General features: G+C 67.7%; 19 protein-coding genes and 1 pseudogene. 11 read left to right on the top strand and 9 right to left on the bottom strand.

What is annotated here, in order from left to right; translation table 11 throughout:
- Positions 1 to 36: 36 nt before the first annotated feature.
- The 4 genes from G6N19_RS04770 to G6N19_RS04755 all read right to left on the bottom strand — a co-directional run bounded on the left by G6N19_RS04770 (position 37) and on the right by G6N19_RS04755 (position 2,878).
- A complete protein-coding gene (locus tag G6N19_RS04770) occupies positions 37 to 186 on the bottom strand; it encodes a hypothetical protein (RefSeq protein ID WP_013827827.1) in 150 nt (49 codons plus the stop codon).
- Between the two features lie 150 nt (positions 187 to 336).
- A complete protein-coding gene (locus G6N19_RS04765) occupies positions 337 to 1,206 on the bottom strand; it encodes a TIGR03619 family F420-dependent LLM class oxidoreductase (RefSeq protein ID WP_013827828.1) in 870 nt (289 codons plus the stop codon).
- A gap of 50 nt (positions 1,207 to 1,256) precedes the next feature.
- Positions 1,257 to 1,979 (bottom strand): DUF4873 domain-containing protein, encoded by a 723-nt coding sequence (locus G6N19_RS04760; RefSeq protein WP_193465864.1) that lies wholly within the window; start codon positions 1,977 to 1,979, stop codon positions 1,257 to 1,259.
- The gene (locus G6N19_RS04755; RefSeq protein ID WP_193465863.1) at positions 1,976 to 2,878 is read right to left on the bottom strand and encodes an AurF N-oxygenase family protein; all 903 of its coding nucleotides are present in this window, start codon (positions 2,876 to 2,878) and stop codon (positions 1,976 to 1,978) included. Before G6N19_RS04755 ends, G6N19_RS04760 begins: the two co-directional genes overlap by 4 nt.
- Positions 2,879 to 3,053: 175 nt before the next feature.
- On the opposite strand from G6N19_RS04755, the gene G6N19_RS04750 reads away from it, so the two are divergent.
- From G6N19_RS04750 to G6N19_RS04740, 4 genes and pseudogenes are all read left to right on the top strand, one after another.
- On the top strand, positions 3,054 to 3,455 hold the full coding sequence (locus G6N19_RS04750; protein WP_013827831.1) for a phage holin family protein: 402 nt from the start codon (positions 3,054 to 3,056) through the stop codon (positions 3,453 to 3,455).
- Between the two features lie 18 nt (positions 3,456 to 3,473).
- Positions 3,474 to 3,671, top strand: a pseudogene (locus G6N19_RS21125) (DNA-formamidopyrimidine glycosylase family protein); the annotation flags it as partial.
- 177 nt (positions 3,672 to 3,848) lie between these two features.
- On the top strand, positions 3,849 to 4,337 hold the full coding sequence (locus G6N19_RS21120) for a zinc finger domain-containing protein (RefSeq protein WP_408632482.1): 489 nt from the start codon (positions 3,849 to 3,851) through the stop codon (positions 4,335 to 4,337).
- Between the two features lie 51 nt (positions 4,338 to 4,388).
- Positions 4,389 to 5,138, top strand: a complete 750-nt coding sequence (locus G6N19_RS04740; RefSeq protein WP_041317209.1) for an SDR family oxidoreductase — start codon at positions 4,389 to 4,391, stop codon at positions 5,136 to 5,138.
- A gap of 10 nt (positions 5,139 to 5,148) precedes the next feature.
- On the opposite strand, the gene pgi is transcribed toward G6N19_RS04740, so the two are convergent.
- A complete protein-coding gene (pgi, locus tag G6N19_RS04735; protein WP_193465862.1) occupies positions 5,149 to 6,813 on the bottom strand; it encodes a glucose-6-phosphate isomerase in 1,665 nt (554 codons plus the stop codon).
- A 41-nt stretch (positions 6,814 to 6,854) separates the two neighbouring features.
- On the bottom strand, positions 6,855 to 7,118 hold the full coding sequence (locus G6N19_RS04730; RefSeq protein ID WP_408632461.1) for a chorismate mutase: 264 nt from the start codon (positions 7,116 to 7,118) through the stop codon (positions 6,855 to 6,857).
- A 247-nt stretch (positions 7,119 to 7,365) separates the two neighbouring features.
- Between G6N19_RS04730 and pcrA the strand changes: the two genes are divergently transcribed.
- Positions 7,366 to 9,672, top strand: coding sequence for a DNA helicase PcrA (gene pcrA / locus G6N19_RS04725; protein WP_193465861.1), 2,307 nt, complete (start codon positions 7,366 to 7,368; stop codon positions 9,670 to 9,672).
- 20 nt (positions 9,673 to 9,692) lie between these two features.
- Here the strand turns inward: pcrA and G6N19_RS04720 are convergent, their stop codons facing one another.
- Both G6N19_RS04720 and G6N19_RS04715 read right to left on the bottom strand, forming a co-directional pair.
- Positions 9,693 to 10,238, bottom strand: coding sequence for a hypothetical protein (locus G6N19_RS04720; protein WP_232062524.1), 546 nt, complete (start codon positions 10,236 to 10,238; stop codon positions 9,693 to 9,695).
- Positions 10,239 to 10,247: 9 nt separating this feature from the next.
- Positions 10,248 to 11,273, bottom strand: a complete 1,026-nt coding sequence (locus G6N19_RS04715) for a M23 family metallopeptidase (protein WP_013827838.1) — start codon at positions 11,271 to 11,273, stop codon at positions 10,248 to 10,250.
- A 269-nt stretch (positions 11,274 to 11,542) separates the two neighbouring features.
- Between G6N19_RS04715 and sucC the strand changes: the two genes are divergently transcribed.
- From sucC to G6N19_RS04700, 3 genes are all read left to right on the top strand, one after another.
- Positions 11,543 to 12,718, top strand: coding sequence for an ADP-forming succinate--CoA ligase subunit beta (gene sucC, locus G6N19_RS04710; RefSeq protein ID WP_013827839.1), 1,176 nt, complete (start codon positions 11,543 to 11,545; stop codon positions 12,716 to 12,718).
- A gap of 2 nt (positions 12,719 to 12,720) precedes the next feature.
- The gene (gene sucD, locus G6N19_RS04705) at positions 12,721 to 13,623 is read left to right on the top strand and encodes a succinate--CoA ligase subunit alpha (protein WP_013827840.1); all 903 of its coding nucleotides are present in this window, start codon (positions 12,721 to 12,723) and stop codon (positions 13,621 to 13,623) included.
- Between the two features lie 91 nt (positions 13,624 to 13,714).
- On the top strand, positions 13,715 to 15,250 hold the full coding sequence (locus tag G6N19_RS04700) for an acetyl-CoA acetyltransferase (RefSeq protein ID WP_013827841.1): 1,536 nt from the start codon (positions 13,715 to 13,717) through the stop codon (positions 15,248 to 15,250).
- Between the two features lie 8 nt (positions 15,251 to 15,258).
- Here the strand turns inward: G6N19_RS04700 and G6N19_RS04695 are convergent, their stop codons facing one another.
- Complete coding sequence (locus tag G6N19_RS04695; protein WP_041317220.1) at positions 15,259 to 16,107, bottom strand: LLM class F420-dependent oxidoreductase; 849 nt, start codon at positions 16,105 to 16,107, stop codon at positions 15,259 to 15,261.
- Between the two features lie 162 nt (positions 16,108 to 16,269).
- Here G6N19_RS04695 and G6N19_RS04690 point away from each other — a divergent pair, with 162 nt between their 5' ends.
- From G6N19_RS04690 to G6N19_RS04680, 3 genes are read left to right on the top strand one after another with little or no spacing between them, the layout of a single operon-like run.
- Complete coding sequence (locus tag G6N19_RS04690) at positions 16,270 to 17,169, top strand: DUF5336 domain-containing protein (RefSeq protein ID WP_193465860.1); 900 nt, start codon at positions 16,270 to 16,272, stop codon at positions 17,167 to 17,169.
- Positions 17,170 to 17,214: 45 nt separating this feature from the next.
- On the top strand, positions 17,215 to 18,675 hold the full coding sequence (locus G6N19_RS04685) for a cell division protein PerM (RefSeq protein WP_041317223.1): 1,461 nt from the start codon (positions 17,215 to 17,217) through the stop codon (positions 18,673 to 18,675).
- A gap of 48 nt (positions 18,676 to 18,723) precedes the next feature.
- Positions 18,724 to 19,167: a hypothetical protein gene (locus tag G6N19_RS04680; protein WP_013827845.1), complete on the top strand. Its 444-nt coding sequence runs from the start codon at positions 18,724 to 18,726 to the stop codon at positions 19,165 to 19,167.
- The last annotated feature ends 30 nt before the right edge of the window (positions 19,168 to 19,197 follow it).

Below are 19,197 nucleotides of genomic sequence, written 5' to 3'. Positions count from 1 at the left end.
CCGTAAAACGTGCCGCGTTTTCGCCAGCAGCGGCGGTCAGCACCGGGTGGCGGCGCGAATCCACTGCCGACGCGCATCGCTTTGGCCGACATCCGAGGATGCGGCGGCGCGCAGCAGGTGAACGGCGCGCATATAGTCGCCGTGGTCGCCTCTCGACTGGGCCGGCAGGCAAGTCTGCGTCTTCATCGATACCTCCTGCAGGTCACGCAACGACGGCTGCAGTGTCTGACCGCCGTCCGCGGTCAGTGCATACGTCCATGTAACGCCGCAGCGGCCGGAACCTATCCCACCGACACGGTGAGGCTGCACACGCCGGCGGTCAGAATGTGACCGGCGTCACCCGGCCTTGGCGATCACGTGTTCGGCGAAGCGCTCCAGATTGCGGATCTTGTCGTCGAGGGGCTCGGTGTCGGGACCGACGATGTAGGGCACCCGGAATCCGACGATGACGTCGGTGACCCCTTTGTCTTCCAGGCGTTTGATGCCGTCGAGGGTGAATCCGTCGACCGAGATCACATGGATCTCAAACGGGCCGGACCGCCCTTCCTCCTCGCGCAGCTGCTTGAGCCGGACGATCAGGTCGTCGAGTTCGCCCGGGTCGCCGCCGCCGTGCATCCAGCCGTCGTTGCGCGCGGCGCGACGCAGGGCGGCGTCGGCGTGGCCACCGATCAGGATCGGGATGGGCTTCGCCGGCGTCGGGGTCATCTTGGTCTTGGGTATGTCGTAGAACTCGCCGTGGAACTCGAAGTAGTCGCCGGTGGTGAGCCCGCGGATGACGTCGATGCATTCATCCATCCGCTTGCCGCGCCGGGCGAACGGCACCCCCATCAGCTCGTAGTCCTCCGGCCACGGACTGGTGCCGACGCCCAGGCTCAGCCGGTCGCCGATCATCGCGGCCAGCGAACCGGCCTGCTTGGCCACCAACGCCGGCGGGCGGATCGGCAGCTTGACCACGAACGGTGTGAACCGCAGTGTGCTGGTGACCGCGCCCAGCGCCGCGATCAGCACGAACGTCTCGATGAATGCCTTGCCGTCCAAAAACTCCCGGTTGCCGTCGGGGGTATAGGGATACTTCGAGTCCGACTCGAACGGGTAGGCGATGCTGTCCGGGATCGACATGCTGTGGTAGCCGGCCGCCTCGGCGGCTTTGGCGAGCGGAATGTAATAGCTCGGGTCGGTCATCGCCTCGGCATAGGTGAACCGCACTTGAAACTCCTCAAGTCTCCTCGGTGGTCGCTGGGCGTACTCCGAGCAGCTTAGACCCGCGGCGGCATCGCGATCCGCACCTCTTCGGAGTCCTGCAGGGGATACGGGGGATATCCGCCGGCGCCGGAAACCGTCAACGTTCCCCACGGCGTCCGCTCGGCGACCCGCCCGTCCGCGGTGTGCTCACCGACCCGGATGCTGACCTTGGAGCCGGTCGCATTGCTTCCCGGTAGGTCGATGAAAAACATGCCTTGCCAATGGTATTGACCGTCAATGGGATCGAAATGGCCCGCCAGTCGCACCCGGGTCGGGTAGTCCTGGCCGTTGTGGGTCAATATCGCAGGCCCGTCATAGACCTCGGTGTCGGTGCTCTCCGATCCGGTCAGATAGAACCGGGAGAGCCCTCGGGTCGGCAAATACCGGCGCACCCGCACCCGGGCCGGGCGGGCCTCGATGCGGCTGGCCCCACTGCGGCGCAGGCCGTCGACGAGCCGGGCGACGTACCGGGCTTGCCGGCGGGTGTGCGGGCCCGGGATCCGGAACCGGTTGGGCATGCCGTGGGCGGCGACGACGTCGTCCGGCGAAGCGGAGGCGTGGACGATCACCCGGGCGGCAAGCTGCTCACCGTCGGCGGTGATCACCGTCCAGGTGTCGCTGCCGCTGTCGAACCGGGTCGCCGCATCCGGGCCGACGACCCGGGCGGCGTCGAGCAGTCCGTGCAGGCGGGCCGGGTCGCCCAGCACGACCACCTCGCAGCTGCCGTTGTGACTCACAGGAATCCGGCTCGCCGCCACATCCGCCGCGCCAGTCGGCCCATCAGCCCGACCTCTTCGAAGAAGGCAGCCAATGGGGCGAACGACGAGCGGGCGGCGGCGTGGAAGTGCGGATTGGCCCGTGCCACCCGGCGCGCCTCGCGGCCGTCGAGGCCGACGCGGTTGTAGACGATCGGCAGGGTGAACAGGTGGCGGTAGAACGGACCGCCGACCCCCTGCAGGTTCGCCAGCAGGGCGCGCCGGTAGCGCGGCATGGCCGGGACGCTGCGCCGAAGGCCGTCGCGGGCGTACTGGATGTGGCGAGCTTCCTCGGTGACGTGGATGCGCATCACCCGCCGCACGATCGGCTGCAAGTCCGGGTCGTCGAGGATCTGGCGCTGTAGCGCGTCGAAGATCTCCTCGCCCACCAGCGCGGCTCCCCACAGGATGCTGCCGCGGAACACGAAGGGCAGCGCGTTGATGGCGATGCGCTGGTAGCGCTTGGGGCGTACCGGCACGCCGCCGATCCGGTCGATGGTCTTGCCGAACATCAGCATGTGGCGGGTCTCGTCGCCCAGTTCGGTCAGCGAGTAGTGCGTGGTGCGTGCGGTGGGGTTCTTGTGCATCATGTCGCGCAGCAACGCCTGGTTGAGGATGTTCTCGAACCACACGCCGGCCGACAGCACGTTGACCAGCTCCTGGCGCGACATCTCGATCTGCTGCTCGCGGGTCATCGCCTCCCACGGCTCGGTGCCGTAGAGGGTGCACATCCGCGGTGGCAGGAAGAACTTGTCCGGGTCGATCTCGGCGTCCCAGTCGATGTCGACGACGGGAGCGTAGGACTTCTTCACCGAGCCCTTCAGTAGGCGTTCGGCGAATTCCTCCCGGGACGGGCCGCTCGGCCGCGTGACAGTGGTCATCGGGAAACCCCTTCCGACGTCGGATTTCCAAGGAACTTAGAAGCCCGCGCGAACTATGTCAATACCGACGGTACCGGATACTTCCGGTTCGGGTAGGGGTGGAGTTCGCCGACGCGGTGACCGCGTCGACCGCGAAACCGGGGATCGGCGGCCGGCCGGGTGGCAAGATCTGCCCATGGCATCGTTCCTGATCCGCGCCGCACTGACCGGACTCGCGTTGTGGGTGGTCACCCAGATCGTTCCGGGGATCGAGATCGTCGGCGGTGACACCACCGTGGAGCGGGTAGGCATCATCTTTGTCATCGCGTTGATCTTCGGGCTGGTCAACGCCTTCATCAAACCGGTGGTGCAGCTGCTGTCGATCCCGCTGTACATCCTGACGCTGGGGTTGTTCCACATCGTGGTCAATGCGCTGATGCTGTGGATCACCGCCTGGATCACCGACAAGACCGCCAAACACTGGGGGCTGTACATCGCCGACTTCTGGTGGGACGCCATCTGGGCCGCGATCGTGCTATCGCTGGTGAGCTGGGTGCTGTCGCTGGTGCTGCGCGACGCCCGTCGGATCACGCGCTGACCGGGCAGACTCGAGTGCATGCCGGAACTGCCCGAAGTCGAGGCCCTCGCCGACCACCTGCGCAGGCATGCGGTGGGGTGCAGCATCGGCCGCATCGACGTGGCGGCGTTCTCGGTGCTCAAGACCTTCGACCCGTCGCCCACGGCGTTGCACGGCCAGACCGTCACCGGGGCGCGCCGCTGGGGTAAGTACCTCGGCCTAGAAGTCGGCGACCTGTTCCTGATCGCGCACCTGTCCCGGGCGGGCTGGCTGCGCTGGTCGGACAAGCTGGCGCCGGCGCCGCTGCGCCCCGGGAAAGGGCCGATCGCGCTGCGGGTGCACCTGGGCGCCCCGGGGCAGGCGCCGGGGTTCGACCTCACCGAGGCAGGCACCCAGAAACGCCTCGCGGTCTGGCTGGTCGACGATCCGGACAAGGTTCCGGGCATCGCCGGTCTCGGACCCGACGCGTTGGAGGTGACGGCCGACGAGTTGGTCGCGCTGCTGACCGGCAACACCGGCCGCATCAAGACGGTCATCACCGACCAGAAGGTGCTCGCCGGTATCGGCAACGCCTACAGCGATGAAATACTGCACACCGCGCGTCTTTCGCCGTTCGCCACCGCCGCCAAGTTGTCCGATGAACAGGTCGCCGCCCTGCACCAGGCGATGCAAGCCGTTCTTGCCGACGCGGTTGCCCGTTCCGTCGGCCAGCAGGCCGCCACGCTCAAGGGCGAAAAGCGCTCCGGGATGCGGGTGCACGCCCGGACCGGGTTGCCCTGTCCGGTCTGCGGCGACACCGTTCGAGAAATATCGTTCGCCGATAAGTCTTTTCAGTACTGCCCGACCTGTCAGACGGGTGGCAAAGTGCTGGCCGACCGACGGATGTCGCGGCTGCTCAAGTAGTCCGGCCCCCGCGGTTGTTTGACAGCCGCGGATCCGGGATACGCTGCCGGGGTGACCCGCCGCAGAATCCTCATCACCGGTGCCAGTTCAGGACTGGGTGCAGGTATGGCCCGCGCATTCGCCGCACGTGGCCGCGACCTGGCCCTGTGCGCCCGCCGGATCGATCGGCTTGAGGAACTGAGAGATGAACTGGGCCAGCAGTATCCCGGTGTCAAGGTCTCGGTGGCTGCCCTCGACGTCAACGACCACGATGAGGTGCCCAAGGTGTTCGCCCGGTTCGTGGATGAACTGGGCGGAATCGACCGGGTGATCGTCAACGCCGGGATCGGCAAGGGCGCCCCGCTGGGATCGGGCAAGCTGTGGGCCAACAAGGCCACCATCGAGACCAACCTGGTCGCCGCGCTGGTGCAGATCGAGACAGCGCTGGAGATGTTCACATCCGCCGGCAGTGGGCATCTGGTGTTGATCTCCTCGGTGTTGGCCAACAAGGGCGTTCCCGGCGTCAAGGCGGCCTACGCCGCCAGCAAGGCCGGGGTGTCGTCACTGGGCGAGTCGCTGCGTGCCGAGTACTCGAGCGGCCCGATCAAGGTCACGGTGCTCGAACCGGGCTACATCGAATCGGAGATGACGGCCAAATCGGGCTCGACGATGTTGATGGTGGACAACGCATCCGGGGTCAAGGCCATGGTGCATGCGATCGAGCGCGAGACCGGCCGGGCGGTGGTGCCGCCATGGCCGTGGACGGCGTTGGTATGGGCGATGCGCCGAATGCCGCCCCGCTTCACCAAACGCTTCGCCTAAGGCCGATCACTCAGCCGGCCCGGCCGCGTTCGGCCCGATAGCGACGCACCAGTGCATCGGTGGAGCTGTCGGTCTGCGGCTCCGGGGAGGCATCGTCGGTGAGCACCGGCAGCAGCGCCTTGGCCTGCGTCTTGCCCAGTTCCACGCCCCACTGATCGAAGGAGTCGATTCCCCACACCACGCCCTCGGTGAACACCTGATGCTCATAGAGTGCGATCAACTGGCCGAGTGCCGAAGGAGTGAGCCGGGTGGCCAGAATCGAGGTGGTCGGACGGTTGCCGGGCATCACCTTGTGCGGCACGACATCTGGCGGGGTTCCTTCGGCGGCGATCTCGTCAGCGGTCTTGCCGAATGCCAACACCTGGGTCTGGGCGAAGAAGTTGCTCATCAACAGGTCGTGCATGCTGCCGGTGCCGTCGGCGGTGGACAGGTCGTCGAGGGGTTGGGAGAAGCCGATGAAATCGGCCGGCACCAGCCTGGTGCCCTGGTGCAGCAGTTGATAGAAGGCGTGCTGGCCGTTGGTTCCCGGTTCGCCCCAGAAGATTTCACCGGTGTCGGTGACGACCGGAGTGCCGTCGGCACGAGTCGACTTTCCGTTGGATTCCATGGTGAGCTGCTGCAGGTAGGCGGCGAAGCGGTCCAGGTCGTTCGAGTAGGGCAGCACCGCCCGAGACTGGGCGCCGAAGAAGTTGGAGTACCACAGCCCGATCAGTCCGAGCAGCGCCGGCGCGTTGGATTCCAATGGCGCGGTACGGAAATGCTCGTCGACGATGTGGAAGCCGGATAGGAATTCGGCGAAGCGCTCGCGGCCGATCACGGCCATCACCGACAGCCCGATCGCCGAATCCACCGAGTACCGTCCACCTACCCAGTCCCAGAAGCCGAACATGTTCGCGGTGTCGATGCCGAACTCCTCGACCAACGCTGCGTTGGTGGAGACCGCCACGAAATGCTTCGACACCGCGTCGTCGCCCAGCGCGTCGGCCAGCCAGCGGCGGGCCGCGGTGGCGTTGGTCAGGGTTTCCAGCGTCGAGAACGTCTTCGAGGCCACGATGAAAAGCGTTGTGGCGGGGTCTAAGCCGGTCAGCTTCGCGCCCAGGTCAGCGGGGTCGACATTGGACACGAACCGCGCCGAGATGCCGGCATCGGCGTAATGGCGCAACGCCCGGTCGACCATCGCCGGGCCCAGATCCGAGCCGCCGATACCGATGTTGACCACGGTCTCGATGCGCTTTCCGGTGGCGCCGGTCCAGTCCCCGCCGCGCAGCCGGTCGGTGAACTCGCCCATCGCGTCGAGCACCGCATGCACGTCGGCGACCACGTCTTGGCCGTCGACATGCAGATCGGCGTTGCGCGGCAACCGCAACGCGGTGTGCAGCACCGCCCGGTCCTCCGACGTATTGATGTGCACCCCAGCGAACATCGCGTCGCGGTGCTCCTCCAGGCCGGCCGCCCGGGCCAGGTCGACCAGTAGGCTCACCGTCTCGCCGGTGATGCGGTGCTTGCTGTAGTCGATGTAGAGATCGCCGACGGCGACGGTGAACTTCTCGCCCCGTTCGGGATCGTCGGCGAACAACTGCCGCAGGTGGGTGTTGCCGATCCGCTGGTGATGCGTGCGCAACGCGTCCCAGGCCGGGGTGGCGGAGATGTCGGGGATCTGTGGAACGGAGCTCATCACACCGACAGTAGCGGCGACACCGCGTCTGGGCGCGGCCCTCAGTGACCGAGCCGGCCGCGGCCCAGTCGCAGCAGCAGCATCGCCAGATCCTTGCCGTCCTGGCCGAGCTCGCTGTAACGCTCGATCACCTGCATCTCGCGACTGTGCACCAAGCGGGTGCCCCCGGACGCCATCCGGGCTTTACCGATCTCCTGGGACACCTCGGTACGGCGCTTCACCGCCGCCAGGATCTCGGCGTCGAGCCGGTCGATCTCCTGGCGCAGTTCGTCGATGTCGGGTAGCTGCTGAGTTTGGTTGGTCATGGGTTCGGACTCCAGATTCTCGCTGTTGGTGTGTTCTGGTCCCATCGGCGATCCGGCCTCACACAACAGACGAGCCCCGGGTCGGCGAAGCGGACCCCGGGGCTTGACGTTGCAGCTAAACCACGGGCACCGCTGACCGGTACCCGTAGAAAAATCGTTGCTGCATGTCGAGCACGAACCGAGTCTGCCACTAAGGGCCGTGCCAGCGCAAAGAGTGTCGGCGTGCGGCGGTACGTTGGGTTGCGTTATGACCGTGCATGCGACGCCAGAAATCGATCACCTCCTCGACGGGCTCAACCCCCAGCAACGCCGTGCCGTGCTGCACGAGGGCTCCCCGCTGCTGATCGTCGCCGGGGCCGGCTCGGGCAAGACCGCGGTGCTCACCCGGCGCATCGCCTACCTGCTGGCCGCCCGTGACGTCGGCGTCGGGCAGGTGCTGGCGATCACCTTCACCAACAAGGCCGCCGCCGAGATGCGGGAGCGGGTCGTAGACCTTGTCGGCCCCCGCGCCCGGGTGATGTGGGTGTCGACGTTTCACTCCACCTGCGTGCGGATCCTGCGCAACCAGGCGTCGGTGGTCCCCGGGCTGAACTCCAACTTCTCCATCTACGACGCCGACGACTCGCGCCGACTGCTGTTGATGATCGGCCGCGACATGGGCCTGGACGTCAAGCGGCACACGCCGCGGCTGCTTGCCAACGCCATCTCGAACCTGAAGAACGAGCTGATCGACCCCGACCGGGCGCTGGCCGACCTCACCGAGGACTCCGACGACCTGAGCCGGGTGGTGGCCGCGGTCTACGTCGAATACCAGCGTCGGCTGCGCTCGGCCAACGCGCTGGACTTCGACGACCTGATCGGCGAGACGGTCGCGATCCTGCAGGCGTTCCCGGAGATCGCCCAGCATTACCGGCGCCGGTTCCGGCACATCCTGGTCGACGAGTATCAGGACACCAACCATGCGCAATACGTGCTGGTGCGCGAGCTGGCGGGGCACGGCGGTTCAGGGGACGTGCCGCCAGCGGAGCTGTGCGTGGTCGGGGACGCCGATCAGTCGATCTACGCCTTCCGCGGGGCCACCATCCGCAACATCGAGGACTTCGAACGCGACTACCCCGACGCCACGACGATGCTGCTGGAGCAGAACTACCGCTCCACGCAGAACATCCTGTCGGCGGCCAATGCGGTGATCGCCTGTAACTCCGGCCGCCGGGAGAAACGGCTGTGGACCGACGCCGGCGACGGCGAGCTGATCGTCGGCTACGTCGCCGACAACGAACACGACGAGGCGCGGTTCGTCGCGCAGGAGATCGAGGTGCTGTCGGACGCGGGGGAGCTCAACTACGGCGACATCGCGGTGTTCTACCGCACCAACAACTCGTCACGGTCGCTGGAAGAAGTGTTCATCCGGACCGGTATCCCGTACAAAGTCGTTGGCGGCGTGCGTTTTTACGAGCGCAAGGAGATCCGCGACATCATCGCCTACCTGCGGGTGCTGGACAACCCGGGTGACGCGGTCAGCCTGCGGCGCATCCTCAACACGCCGCGCCGCGGGATCGGGGATCGCGCCGAGGCGTGCGTGTCGGTGCACGCCGAGAACACCGGCACCGGCTTCGGCGCCGCACTACGTGCAGCCGCCGAGGGACAGGTTCCGATGCTCAACTCCCGGTCGCAGAATGCGATCGCCGGCTTCGTCGCGATGATCGATGAGCTTCGGGCGAAGCTGCACTCCGGTGACGACGACCTCGGCGGCTTGGTCGAGCTGGTGCTGGACCGTACCGGCTATCGGGCCGAGCTGGAAGCCTCCACCGACCCGCAGGATCTCGCCCGGCTGGACAACATCAACGAACTGGTCAGCGTCGCACACGAATTCAGCATCGACCGAGCCAACGCGCTTGCCGAACAGGAGAACCTGCCTGAGGAGGAGGACATCCCTGACGTCGGGGTGCTGGCAGCGTTTTTGGAGCGGGTCTCGCTGATCGCCGACACCGACGAGATCCCCGAACACGGCGCCGGCATGGTCACGCTGATGACGCTGCACACCGCCAAAGGCCTGGAGTTCCCGGTGGTGTTCGTCACCGGCTGGGAGGACGGCATGTTCCCGCACATGCGGTCGCTGGGCGATGCCCGCGAGCTGTCCGAGGAGCGCCGGCTGGCATACGTCGGCCTCACCCGGGCGCGGCAACGGCTCTACCTGACCCGCGCGAAGGTGCGCTCGTCGTGGGGCCAGCCCATGCTGAACCCGGAATCGCGTTTCTTGCGGGAGATCCCGCAGCAGCTGATCGACTGGCGGCGTACCGATGCCGCTGCGTCGCCGAGTGCTCCGGTCAGCGGCGCCGGCCGGTTCGGGACGCCTCGACCGGCGCCGGCGCGCTCGGGCAACCGGCCGCTGGTGGTGCTGGCGCCCGGAGACCGGGTTTCGCACGACAAGTACGGGCTGGGCAGGGTGGAAGAAGTGTCCGGTGTCGGGGAGTCGGCGATGTCGCTGATCGACTTCGGCAGTTCCGGGCGGGTCAAGCTGATGCACAACCACGCGCCGATCACCAAGCTTTAGCGCCGGGTCGCCGCCACGGGTCAGACGCCGAGCCAGCGCCGGGTGGCCGGGTGCAAGGCGAGCAGGACGGTGACGGCCTGGATGATCGGTATGGCGTGCACGATCCACGGCACCCGGGCGCCCGCGAGGAACAGGCTGCCGAAAGTCAGCAGCGCAATCACGGCCCCGATCGCGATCAGGTAGCGGCCGAGCGGGCGTCGCAGCAGCAGCATGATCACGCCGGAAATCGACGTCACCGCGAACACCAGGCTCAAGAATCCGACGGCGACGCAGAATAGCCGGTCGGTGTGCCACCAGCTGGCGATCAGATCGGTGGTCACCACCGAGGTGGCCCAGCACCCGATGATGGCGAACACGCAGGCGCTGATCGCCACCGCCGCCGACGGCAGTCGGTTTCCGACCGGCTGCAGCGCTTCGGACGGCCGCATCGCCGGAGGTATCCGCCCCGCCCCGGTGGCGATCGGGATGGCACCGGTCGGGGCCCGGCGAATGATGCGACTGGGAGTGCTGGCCGGGTTATCGCCGGAACGAGCCGCGCCGGTAGGCGGAGGGTGGCGGTCGGTCACCCAACCAGGTTAAGCGAAATTGATCCCGCGCTTGGCGAGCCAGGTGGTCGGATCGATCCGGCTGGTGCCGTTCTGCAGCACCTCGAAGTGCAGGTGCGGGCCGGTGGAGTAGCCGCGGTTGCCCATCTCGGCGATCTGATCGCCGGCCATCACGCGCTCGCCGACGCTGACCAGCGACCGGTTGATGTGACCGTAGAGCGTCACGGTGCCGTCGGAATGACGCAGCTTGACCAACATGCCGTAGCCGGCGCTGGCACCGGACTCGATCACGACGCCGTCGGAGGCCGCCAGGATCGGGGTGCCGATGGCATTGGCGATGTCGATGCCGGCGTGCAGCACACCCCAGCGGTAGCCGAAGTTCGAGGTGAACGCGCCCTGGGTTGGCGCGACGAACAGCGGCCGCTGCAGCCGGGCCTCACGCTCGGCGCGCTCCTGCGCGTAGGCCACCCCCTTGGCCAGTTCCTCGTTGTGCACGACGACATTGGCCGCGGCCTTGACCGTGATCATCTGCATGCCGTGGCTGGAGGTGGTGGTGGTGCCGTCGTTCAGCGTCGTCTTGCTGGCCGCCAGCACGGCGGGCCGCGAGACCGTCTCGTCCGAGGAGTGGGTGGCGGCGTGCGCGGCGGCGGCTGCCGCTCCGGCGGCCATGGCGGCGATCATCACGCGGCTCTTGACCGCACTGGTGGGCTGGCTGCGGTGTCGCCCGCCACGAGCGGGCCGGACCGGCAGGTCGGCTGCGCCGCGCGGACCGTAGAGGTACTCGTCCGGGTAGCCGCCGCGAGGGAAGGCCAGCTGCAGGACCGGCATGTTGTCGGTGTCGGTCAGATCATCCAGCTCCGGGGCCAGCAGCACCTCGGATGCGTCGTCGAAGGCGTTGCCGCTGAAAGTGGCGTCGTCGAGCCGTCCGAACTCGTTGAACGGGATGATGTCGGTGACCTCGGTGGGGCCGGGAACCGAAGACCGGGCCGCAGTGCCGTTCCTATGGCGGCGGGGGGCTCCACCGGGAATCGGGCGCAAGGGTGATCCGTGCTGCATCAGCCTGGAAGATCCTCTGGTCGTGATCAGAACGTTATAAAGACCTGGACTTGGAGACGGTAACCAGTTCCGCGCCGCCTAGGCAAGCTATCGGTCAAATACGGCCTGGAATGTGAAACGAATCACGTTATTTCGGGCGGTGAGATCTACCACAGCGGTGGTAGGGGAGTTCGGAACGTCGCCATCGTGTCGATACAGTGCCTCCGGGGCGAAATCCTCCTCAATCCGACACCGCCGGCGCGCCGGCACCCATATAAGACAGTGAGCCCATGGATCTATTCGAGTATCAGGCGAAGGAACTGTTCGCTAAGCACAACGTACCGACCACCCCGGGCCGGGTAACCACCTCGGCCGAGGACGCCAAGGCCATCGCCACCGAGATCGGTCGGCCCGTCATGGTGAAGGCCCAGGTCAAGGTCGGCGGCCGCGGCAAGGCCGGTGGTGTCAAGTACGCCGCCACCCCGGAAGACGCATTCACCCACGCGCAGAACATCCTCGGTCTGGACATCAAGGGCCACGTCGTCAAGAAGCTGCTGGTGGCCGAGGCCAGCGACATCGCCGAGGAGTACTACATCTCGTTCCTGCTCGACCGCTCCAACCGCACCTACCTGGCCATGTGCTCGGTCGAGGGCGGCATGGAGATCGAAGAGGTCGCCGCGACCAAGCCCGAGCGGCTGGCCAAGGTCCCCGTCGACGCGGTCAAGGGCGTCGACCTGGCGTTCGCCCGCTCGATTGCCGAGCAGGGCCACCTGCCCGCCGAGGTGCTCGACGCCGCCGCGGTGACGATCCAGAAGCTGTGGGAGGTCTTCGTCGCTGAAGACGCCACCCTGGTCGAGGTCAATCCGCTGGTGCGCACCCCCGACGACCAGATCCTGGCGCTCGACGGCAAGGTCACCCTCGACGGCAACGCCGAGTTCCGCCAGCCCGGCCACGCCGAGTTCGCCGACATCGAGGCGACCGACCCGCTGGAGCTCAAGGCCAAGGAGAACGACCTCAACTACGTCAAGCTCGACGGCCAGGTCGGCATCATCGGCAACGGCGCCGGCCTGGTCATGTCCACGCTGGACGTCACCGCCTACGCCGGTGAGAAGCACGGCGGCGTCAAGCCGGCCAACTTCCTCGACATCGGCGGCGGCGCCTCCGCGGAGGTGATGGCCGCCGGCCTGGATGTGATCCTGGGCGACAAGCAGGTCAAGAGCGTGTTCGTCAACGTGTTCGGTGGCATCACCGCCTGCGACGCGGTGGCCAACGGCATCGTGTCGGCGCTGAAGATCCTCGGCGACGCGGCCACCAAGCCGCTGGTGGTCCGGCTCGATGGCAACAACGTCGAGGAGGGCCGGCAGATCCTGGCCGACGCCAACCACCCGCTGGTGACGCTCGTCGACACCATGGACGAGGCCGCCGACAAGGCCGCTGAGCTCGCGTACGCCGGAAAGGACGCATAAGCATGTCGATCTTCGTCAACAAGGACAGCAAGGTCATCGTCCAGGGCATCACCGGCAGCGAGGCCACCATCCACACCGCCCGGATGCTGCGGGCCGGCACCCAGATCGTCGGCGGGGTCAACGCCCGCAAGGCCGGCACCACCGTCACGCATGAGGACAAGGGCGGCCGGATGATCAAGCTGCCGGTGTTCGGCGGCGTGGCCGAGGCCATGGAGGCCACCGGCGCCGACGTGTCCATCGCGTTCGTACCGCCGAAGTTCGCCAAGGACGCCATGATCGAGGCCATCGACGCCGAGATCCCACTGCTGGTGGTCATCACCGAGGGCATCCCGGTGCAGGACAGCGCTTACGCGTGGGCCTACAACCTGGATCACGGTCAGAAGACCCGCATCATCGGGCCGAACTGTCCGGGCATCATCACCCCCGGCGAGTGCCTGGTCGGCATCACCCCGGCCACCATCAGCGGCTCCGGCCCGATCGGCCTGGTGTCCAAGTCCGGCACGCTGACCTACCAGATGATGTACGAGCTGCGGGACTTCGGCTTCTCGACCGCGATCGGCATCGGCGGCGACCCGGTCATCGGCACCACCCACATCGACGCCATCGAGGCGTTCGAGAAGGACCCGGCCACCAAGGTCATCGTGATGATCGGTGAGATCGGCGGCGACGCCGAGGAGCGGGCCGCCGACTACATCAAGGCCAACGTCACCAAGCCGGTCGTCGGCTATGTCGCCGGATTCACCGCGCCGGAAGGTAAGACGATGGGCCACGCCGGCGCGATCGTGTCCGGCTCGTCGGGCACCGCGGCCGCCAAGCAGGAGGCGCTGGAGGCCGCCGGGGTGAAGGTCGGCAAGACCCCGTCGGCAACCGCGGCGCTGGCTCGGGAGATCCTGCAAAGCCTGTAGCGGTTTCTTTGGCGCGAGCAGACGTGAAAGCTCCCTATCGGAAGCGTTTTTGGGGGCTTTCGCGTCTGCTCGCCATAGACGAGGTGAGCACATGAGCATCGATCCGCGTACTCCCGTCGTCGTCGGCGTGGGGCAGTCCGCCGAACGCATCGATGACACCGACTACCGCGCCATGTCGCCGGTGGAGCTGGCCGCTGTCGCCGCGCAGGCGGCAGTGGCCGACTGCGGCGCCGAGCGTGTCGCACAAGCCATCGACACGGTGGTGGCCACCCGGCAGTTCGAGAATTCGATCCCGAACGCGCCTGCGCCACTGGGCAAGTCGAATAATTTCCCGCGCTCGGTGGCCCGGCTGATCGGGGCGGACCCGGCCCGGGCGGTGCTGGACAAGGTGGGCGGTCAGGGGCCGCAGAAGCTGCTCAGCGAGTTCGCCGCCGAGATCGCCGCGGGCACCGCCGACGCGGTGCTGCTGTGCGGATCGGATGCGACCTCGACGCTGCGGCACTTCGCCAAATCCTCGGAGGGCGAAGACAAACCGGATTTCAGCGAGACCATCGACGGTCAGCTCGAAGACCGGGGTTACGGCCTCGAGGAGTTCGTCGAGCACTACACCGTCATCCACGGGCTCACCGGTGCGCCGGTGCAGTACGGGCTGCTGGAGAACGCCCGGCGTGCCCGGCTGGGCATGGGTACGGCTGACTATCTACAGGCCATGGGGGAGCTGTTCGCCCCGATGTCCAAGATCGCCGCGAAGAACCCGTTCTCGGCCTCGCCGGTGGAACGCTCGGTCGATGAGCTGACCACCATCAGCACCACCAACCGGATGATCTGCGACCCCTACCCGCGGCTGCTGGTGGCGCGCGACCAGGTCAACCAGGGTGCCGCGGCGCTGCTGATGTCGGTGGAAGCCGCTCGGCGCCTGGGTGTGTCCGAAGACCGCTGGGTGTATCTGCACGGCCACGCCGACATGCGTTCTCAGCGCCTGCTGGAACGCGCCGACCTGGGCGCATACCCGGCCGCCGTGGCGGCCACCACCGCGGCGCTCGCGATGGCCGGGATCGGCTTCGGCGACATCACGGCGATGGATCTCTACAGCTGCTTTCCGGTTCCGGTGTTCAACATCTGCGACGCCTTCGGTCTTGCCGGTGACGACCCCCGCGGGTTGACCCTGACCGGCGGGCTGCCGTTCTTCGGCGGCGCGGGCAACAACTACTCGATGCACGCCATCGCCGAGGCGGTCGCGGTAGCCCGAAGCGCCGCAGGGCAATTCGCGTTCGTCGGCGCCAACGGCGGCATGATGAGCAAGTATTCGGTGGGGGTGTACTCGGCTGCCCCGGCGCCATGGACACCAGATCGCAGCGCCGAACCGCAGGCCGAGCTCGACGCTGCGCCCAAGGTGGCAGTCACCGAGCGGGCCGAAGGTCCGGCGACGATCGAGACCTACAGCGTCCGCTACGACTGGGAGACCCGGACCGGCATCATCATCGGCCGACTCGACGCCGACGGCAGCCGGTTCCTGGCGACCACCGAAGACGACGATCTGGTGGCGCTGCTCTCCGATGGCGAGCCGCTGGGAACGCCCATCACGGTGCGCGCTTTGGACTACGGCAACCGCTGCAGTCTGCGCTGAAACCGCGCCTAGGCGCTGAGGCCCAGCTTGCCGGCCAGCCGCTCGACGTAAGCAGCCACCTCTGCTTCGGACTTGTCCGGGAGCCCGAACAGCACCTCGGTGACCCCGATTTCGGCCCAGCGCGCGATCTTCTCGGGCACCGGCTTGAAGTCCAGCGCGACGATCTGCGGCGCGCCCTCGCGGCCGGCAGCCGCCCAGATGTCCTGCAGCAGCTTCACCGGTTCGTCGATGTCGAAGTCGCGCGGCGTGGTGATCCAGCCGTCGGCACTGCGGGCGATCCACTTGAAGTTCTTCTCGGTGCCGGCCGCACCCACCAGCACCGGAATGTGCGCCTGCACCGGCTTGGGCCACGCCCAGCTGGGACCGAAGTTGACGAACTCCCCCTCGAAGGAGGCTTCCTCTTCGGTCCACAGCGCGCGCATCGCCTCCAGATACTCGCGCAGCATGGTGCGTCGGCGCCCCGGCGGCACCCCGTGATCAGCCAGTTCGTCGGTGTTCCAGCCGAACCCGACTCCCAGGCTGACCCGTCCACCGGAGAGGTGATCGAGCGTGGCGATCGATTTCGCCAGGGTGATCGGATCATGCTCGACCGGCAGCGCCACCGCGGTGGACAACCGCACCCGTGACGTCACCGCACACGCGGTTCCCAGGCTCACCCACGGATCCAGGGTGCGCATATAGCGGTCATCGGGCAGCGACTCGTCGCCGGTGGTCGGATGGGCGGCCTGGCGCTTGACCGGAATATGGGTGTGTTCGGGCACATAAAACGTGGTGAAGCCATGATCATCGGCGAGTTTGGCAGCCGCCGCCGGGGTGATTCCGCGGTCACTGGTGAACAGCACAAGCCCGTAATCCATGTCCGTGATTAGAACGTGTTCTTGTTCTGGGGGCAACCGCGGGTCCCCTTACCGCGCGGTTACAGCGCGGTGCTGACCCACCGGGCACAGCCGCAAGTGCGCTAGCGTGGATGATCGAACCGTGCCGCCCCGCCGCACCGGCCCACAAGCACAGGAGAGGTCATGACCTACTCGCCCGGGAATCCCGGTTTCCAGCCTGCCCAGCCGCCAGGTTCCTACGGACAGTCGCCGCCGTCGTTCGCCAAGTCCGGCGGCGATAACGAGAGCAAGTTGCCGCTGTACCTGCAGATCGCCGTGGTGGTGTTGGGTTTCGGTGTGTACCTGGGGAATTTCGGTCCGATCGTGACCGTCACCGATGGTGAATTCCCGCTGATCCTCGGCGACGCCGGTCATACGGTTCCGCTGGCGCTGCTGGCGGCGCTGTTGGCCGGGGCGGGCCTGCTGCCCAAGGCGAAGCTCTACACCGCTGTGGTCGCCGCGATCGCCACGCTGGCAGCGTTGCTGGCGATTGCGACCATCGCCGAGGCGGGCGAGAACTACGAGATCGGCTGGGGACTATGGCTGGTGTTGACCTTCAGCGTCCTGCAGGCCGTCGCCGCCGTCGGATCGCTGTTGCTCGAGGCCGGCGTCGTCACCGCTCCGGCTCCGCGCCCCAAATACGACCCCTACGCGCAGTACGGGCTGCCGCCGGGCGGCAACTACTACGGCCAGCCGGGTCAGCAGGGTTACGGACACCAGGGTCCGCAGCAGTCCGGCTACCCGTCGTACGGCAGCTACCCGTCCGCGCCGTCCAGCGGAGGCTTCGGCGCCCAGTCGGCACCGTCGACCGGCGGATTCAATTCCGGCGCCCAGCAGGCGCAGTCGGCTCAGCAGGGCCCGCCCACGCCGCCGACCGGATTCCCCAGCTTCGGCCCGCCGCCGAGCGGTGGTTCGGGCAGTTCCTCGACGGGCGGCCAGGGCTCCTCGACGGGTGGCCAGAGCGGATCCGGTCAGGGTCAGAGCTCGACCGGTGGCCAGCAGTCGCAGGGCGGTTCCGCCCCGTCGGGGCCGGCGCAGCCCTAACGCGCCCCGGCGCGCCGAGTCGATCGTGCTCGCAGCGTGACACCGGTGGCAGGCGGTAAACCAGCCTCGAACCCGACCCGCGACCTGGTGCGGGTTGCGTTCGGTCCCTCCGTGGTGGCGTTGACGGTCATCGCAGCGGTGACGCTGCTGCAGTTGCTGATCGCCAACAGCGACATGACCGGGGCATCGGGCGCCATAGCCAGCATGTGGCTGGGGGTGCATCAGGTGCCGATCTCGATCGACGGTCGGGAACTGGGCGTGTTGCCGCTGCTGCCGGTGCTGCTGATGGTGGCCGGAACCGCGCGGACCACCGCGCAGGCCACCTCCGAGGGCGCCTCCTGGTTCGTTGTTCGCTGGATCGTGGCATCGGCATTGGGCGGCCCGCTGTTGATCGCGGCGATCTCGTTGGCGGTCATCCACGATGCCGCGTCGGTCATCACCGAGCTGCAGACTCCGCAGGCGCTGAACGCCTTCACGCATGTGTTGGTGGTCCATGCGATCGGCGCCGCGATCGGGGTGGGATCGCAGCTGGGCCGGCGGGTGCTGGCCGAGACGCCGCTGCCGAACTGGCTGGCCGATTCACTGCGGGCCGCGGCCGCGGGCATGCTGGCGTTGTTCGGGCTGGCCGGCGCCGTGACGGTCATCTCGCTGGTCGTGCACTGGGGAACCATGCACGAGCTCTACGCGATCACCGATTCGTTGTTCGGACAGCTCAGCCTCACCCTGCTGGCGTTGCTGTACGTGCCCAATGTCGTGGTCGGCGCCGCAGCGATGGCGGTCGGATCGAGCGCGCACATCGGGCCGGCGTTGTTCAGCGCGTTCACTGTGCTCGGCGGCGACATCCCGGCGGTGCCGATCCTGGCGGCGGCGCCCACCCCGCCGCTGGGTCCGGTCTGGGTGGCGCTGCTGATCATCGGCGCCGCCTCGGGCGTCGCAGTCGGCCAGCAGTGTGCGCGCCGGGCGCTGCCGTTGCTTCCCGCCTTGGCCAAGGTGCTGACCGCCGCGTTCATCGCCGCGGTGGCGATGGCGCTGCTCGGGTTCGCCGGCGGGGGCCGGCTTGGCAACTTCGGCGACGTCGGGGTGGATCAGGCCACCTTCGGTCCGGCGGTGTTCTGCTGGTTCGCCGCGATCGGTGCGCTGACAGTCGTGATGATCGGCGGGGTGGCCCGAGGCGCGACCGGGACGCCGCCGATGTCGCCGGCGGCTCCGCGCCGCGCCGCGGAGCCCGACAGCGTCCCGCAGCCCGACTCGGAGCCCGAATCGGCGCCGGAGCCGGCTCCGGACCAGGTCGAGGTCGTCGCTCCCGAAGAACCCGACCGGCTGTTCGAGCCCGACGAGCTGTTCGAGCCCGACGAGGTGGCCGGCGGCGCTGAGCTGAGTTGGACGCCCGAGCCCGAGGCGCCGCGGCAGTTCGAAGCGCAGCCGCCGACCGAGCCGCCCGGGCCGCTGGAAGATCCCGAGGACCTGATGTTCACCGATGACGACGGATCCGACACCATAAATTGAGGACTTCGGTCCCTTATATCCGGACCGGCAGCCTGGTCGCATAGGGGCATGACCCATGCCGCGAGCGCAGCCGACGTCGGTGTCCGGAATCTGCACAGCCTGGCGCGCGCACGTGCCGAGCTGCTGACGCGGCTGGTGCTGCCGCCCGGGCACGACCCGATCCTCGACGTCATGGCGACGATCTGGCTCGATGGCGCTGGGGCCGGCTTTCAGATGGTCGAGCGCCCGGCGCCGGCCGGGCTGACCACCCCGTTGGCCGACGCGCTGTACGAAAGGCTGGCGGGCGCCGAGCTGTGCAGCGAATACGAGGAATTCCCGGAGCTGGACGACTCGGATTTCCAGGACCTGGCGTGCGGACGGGTCGAGAAGGTCAGCCACGGCATCCACCCGGCCGGGCACCCCGACGTGATCTGGGACAAGGTCGAGATCTGGACCGACGGGGTGGCCGCCGCGCTCAGGATCACCCGGGACGAAGGCCGACAACAGGCCTGATTGTCCGGCCGGCCTGCACGCTAGGCTCCT

This window comes from Mycobacterium novum (assembly GCF_010726505.1).
Taxonomy (GTDB): Bacteria; Actinomycetota; Actinomycetes; order Mycobacteriales; family Mycobacteriaceae; genus Mycobacterium; species Mycobacterium algericum.
This window is presented reverse-complemented; position numbering and strand designations above follow the sequence as displayed.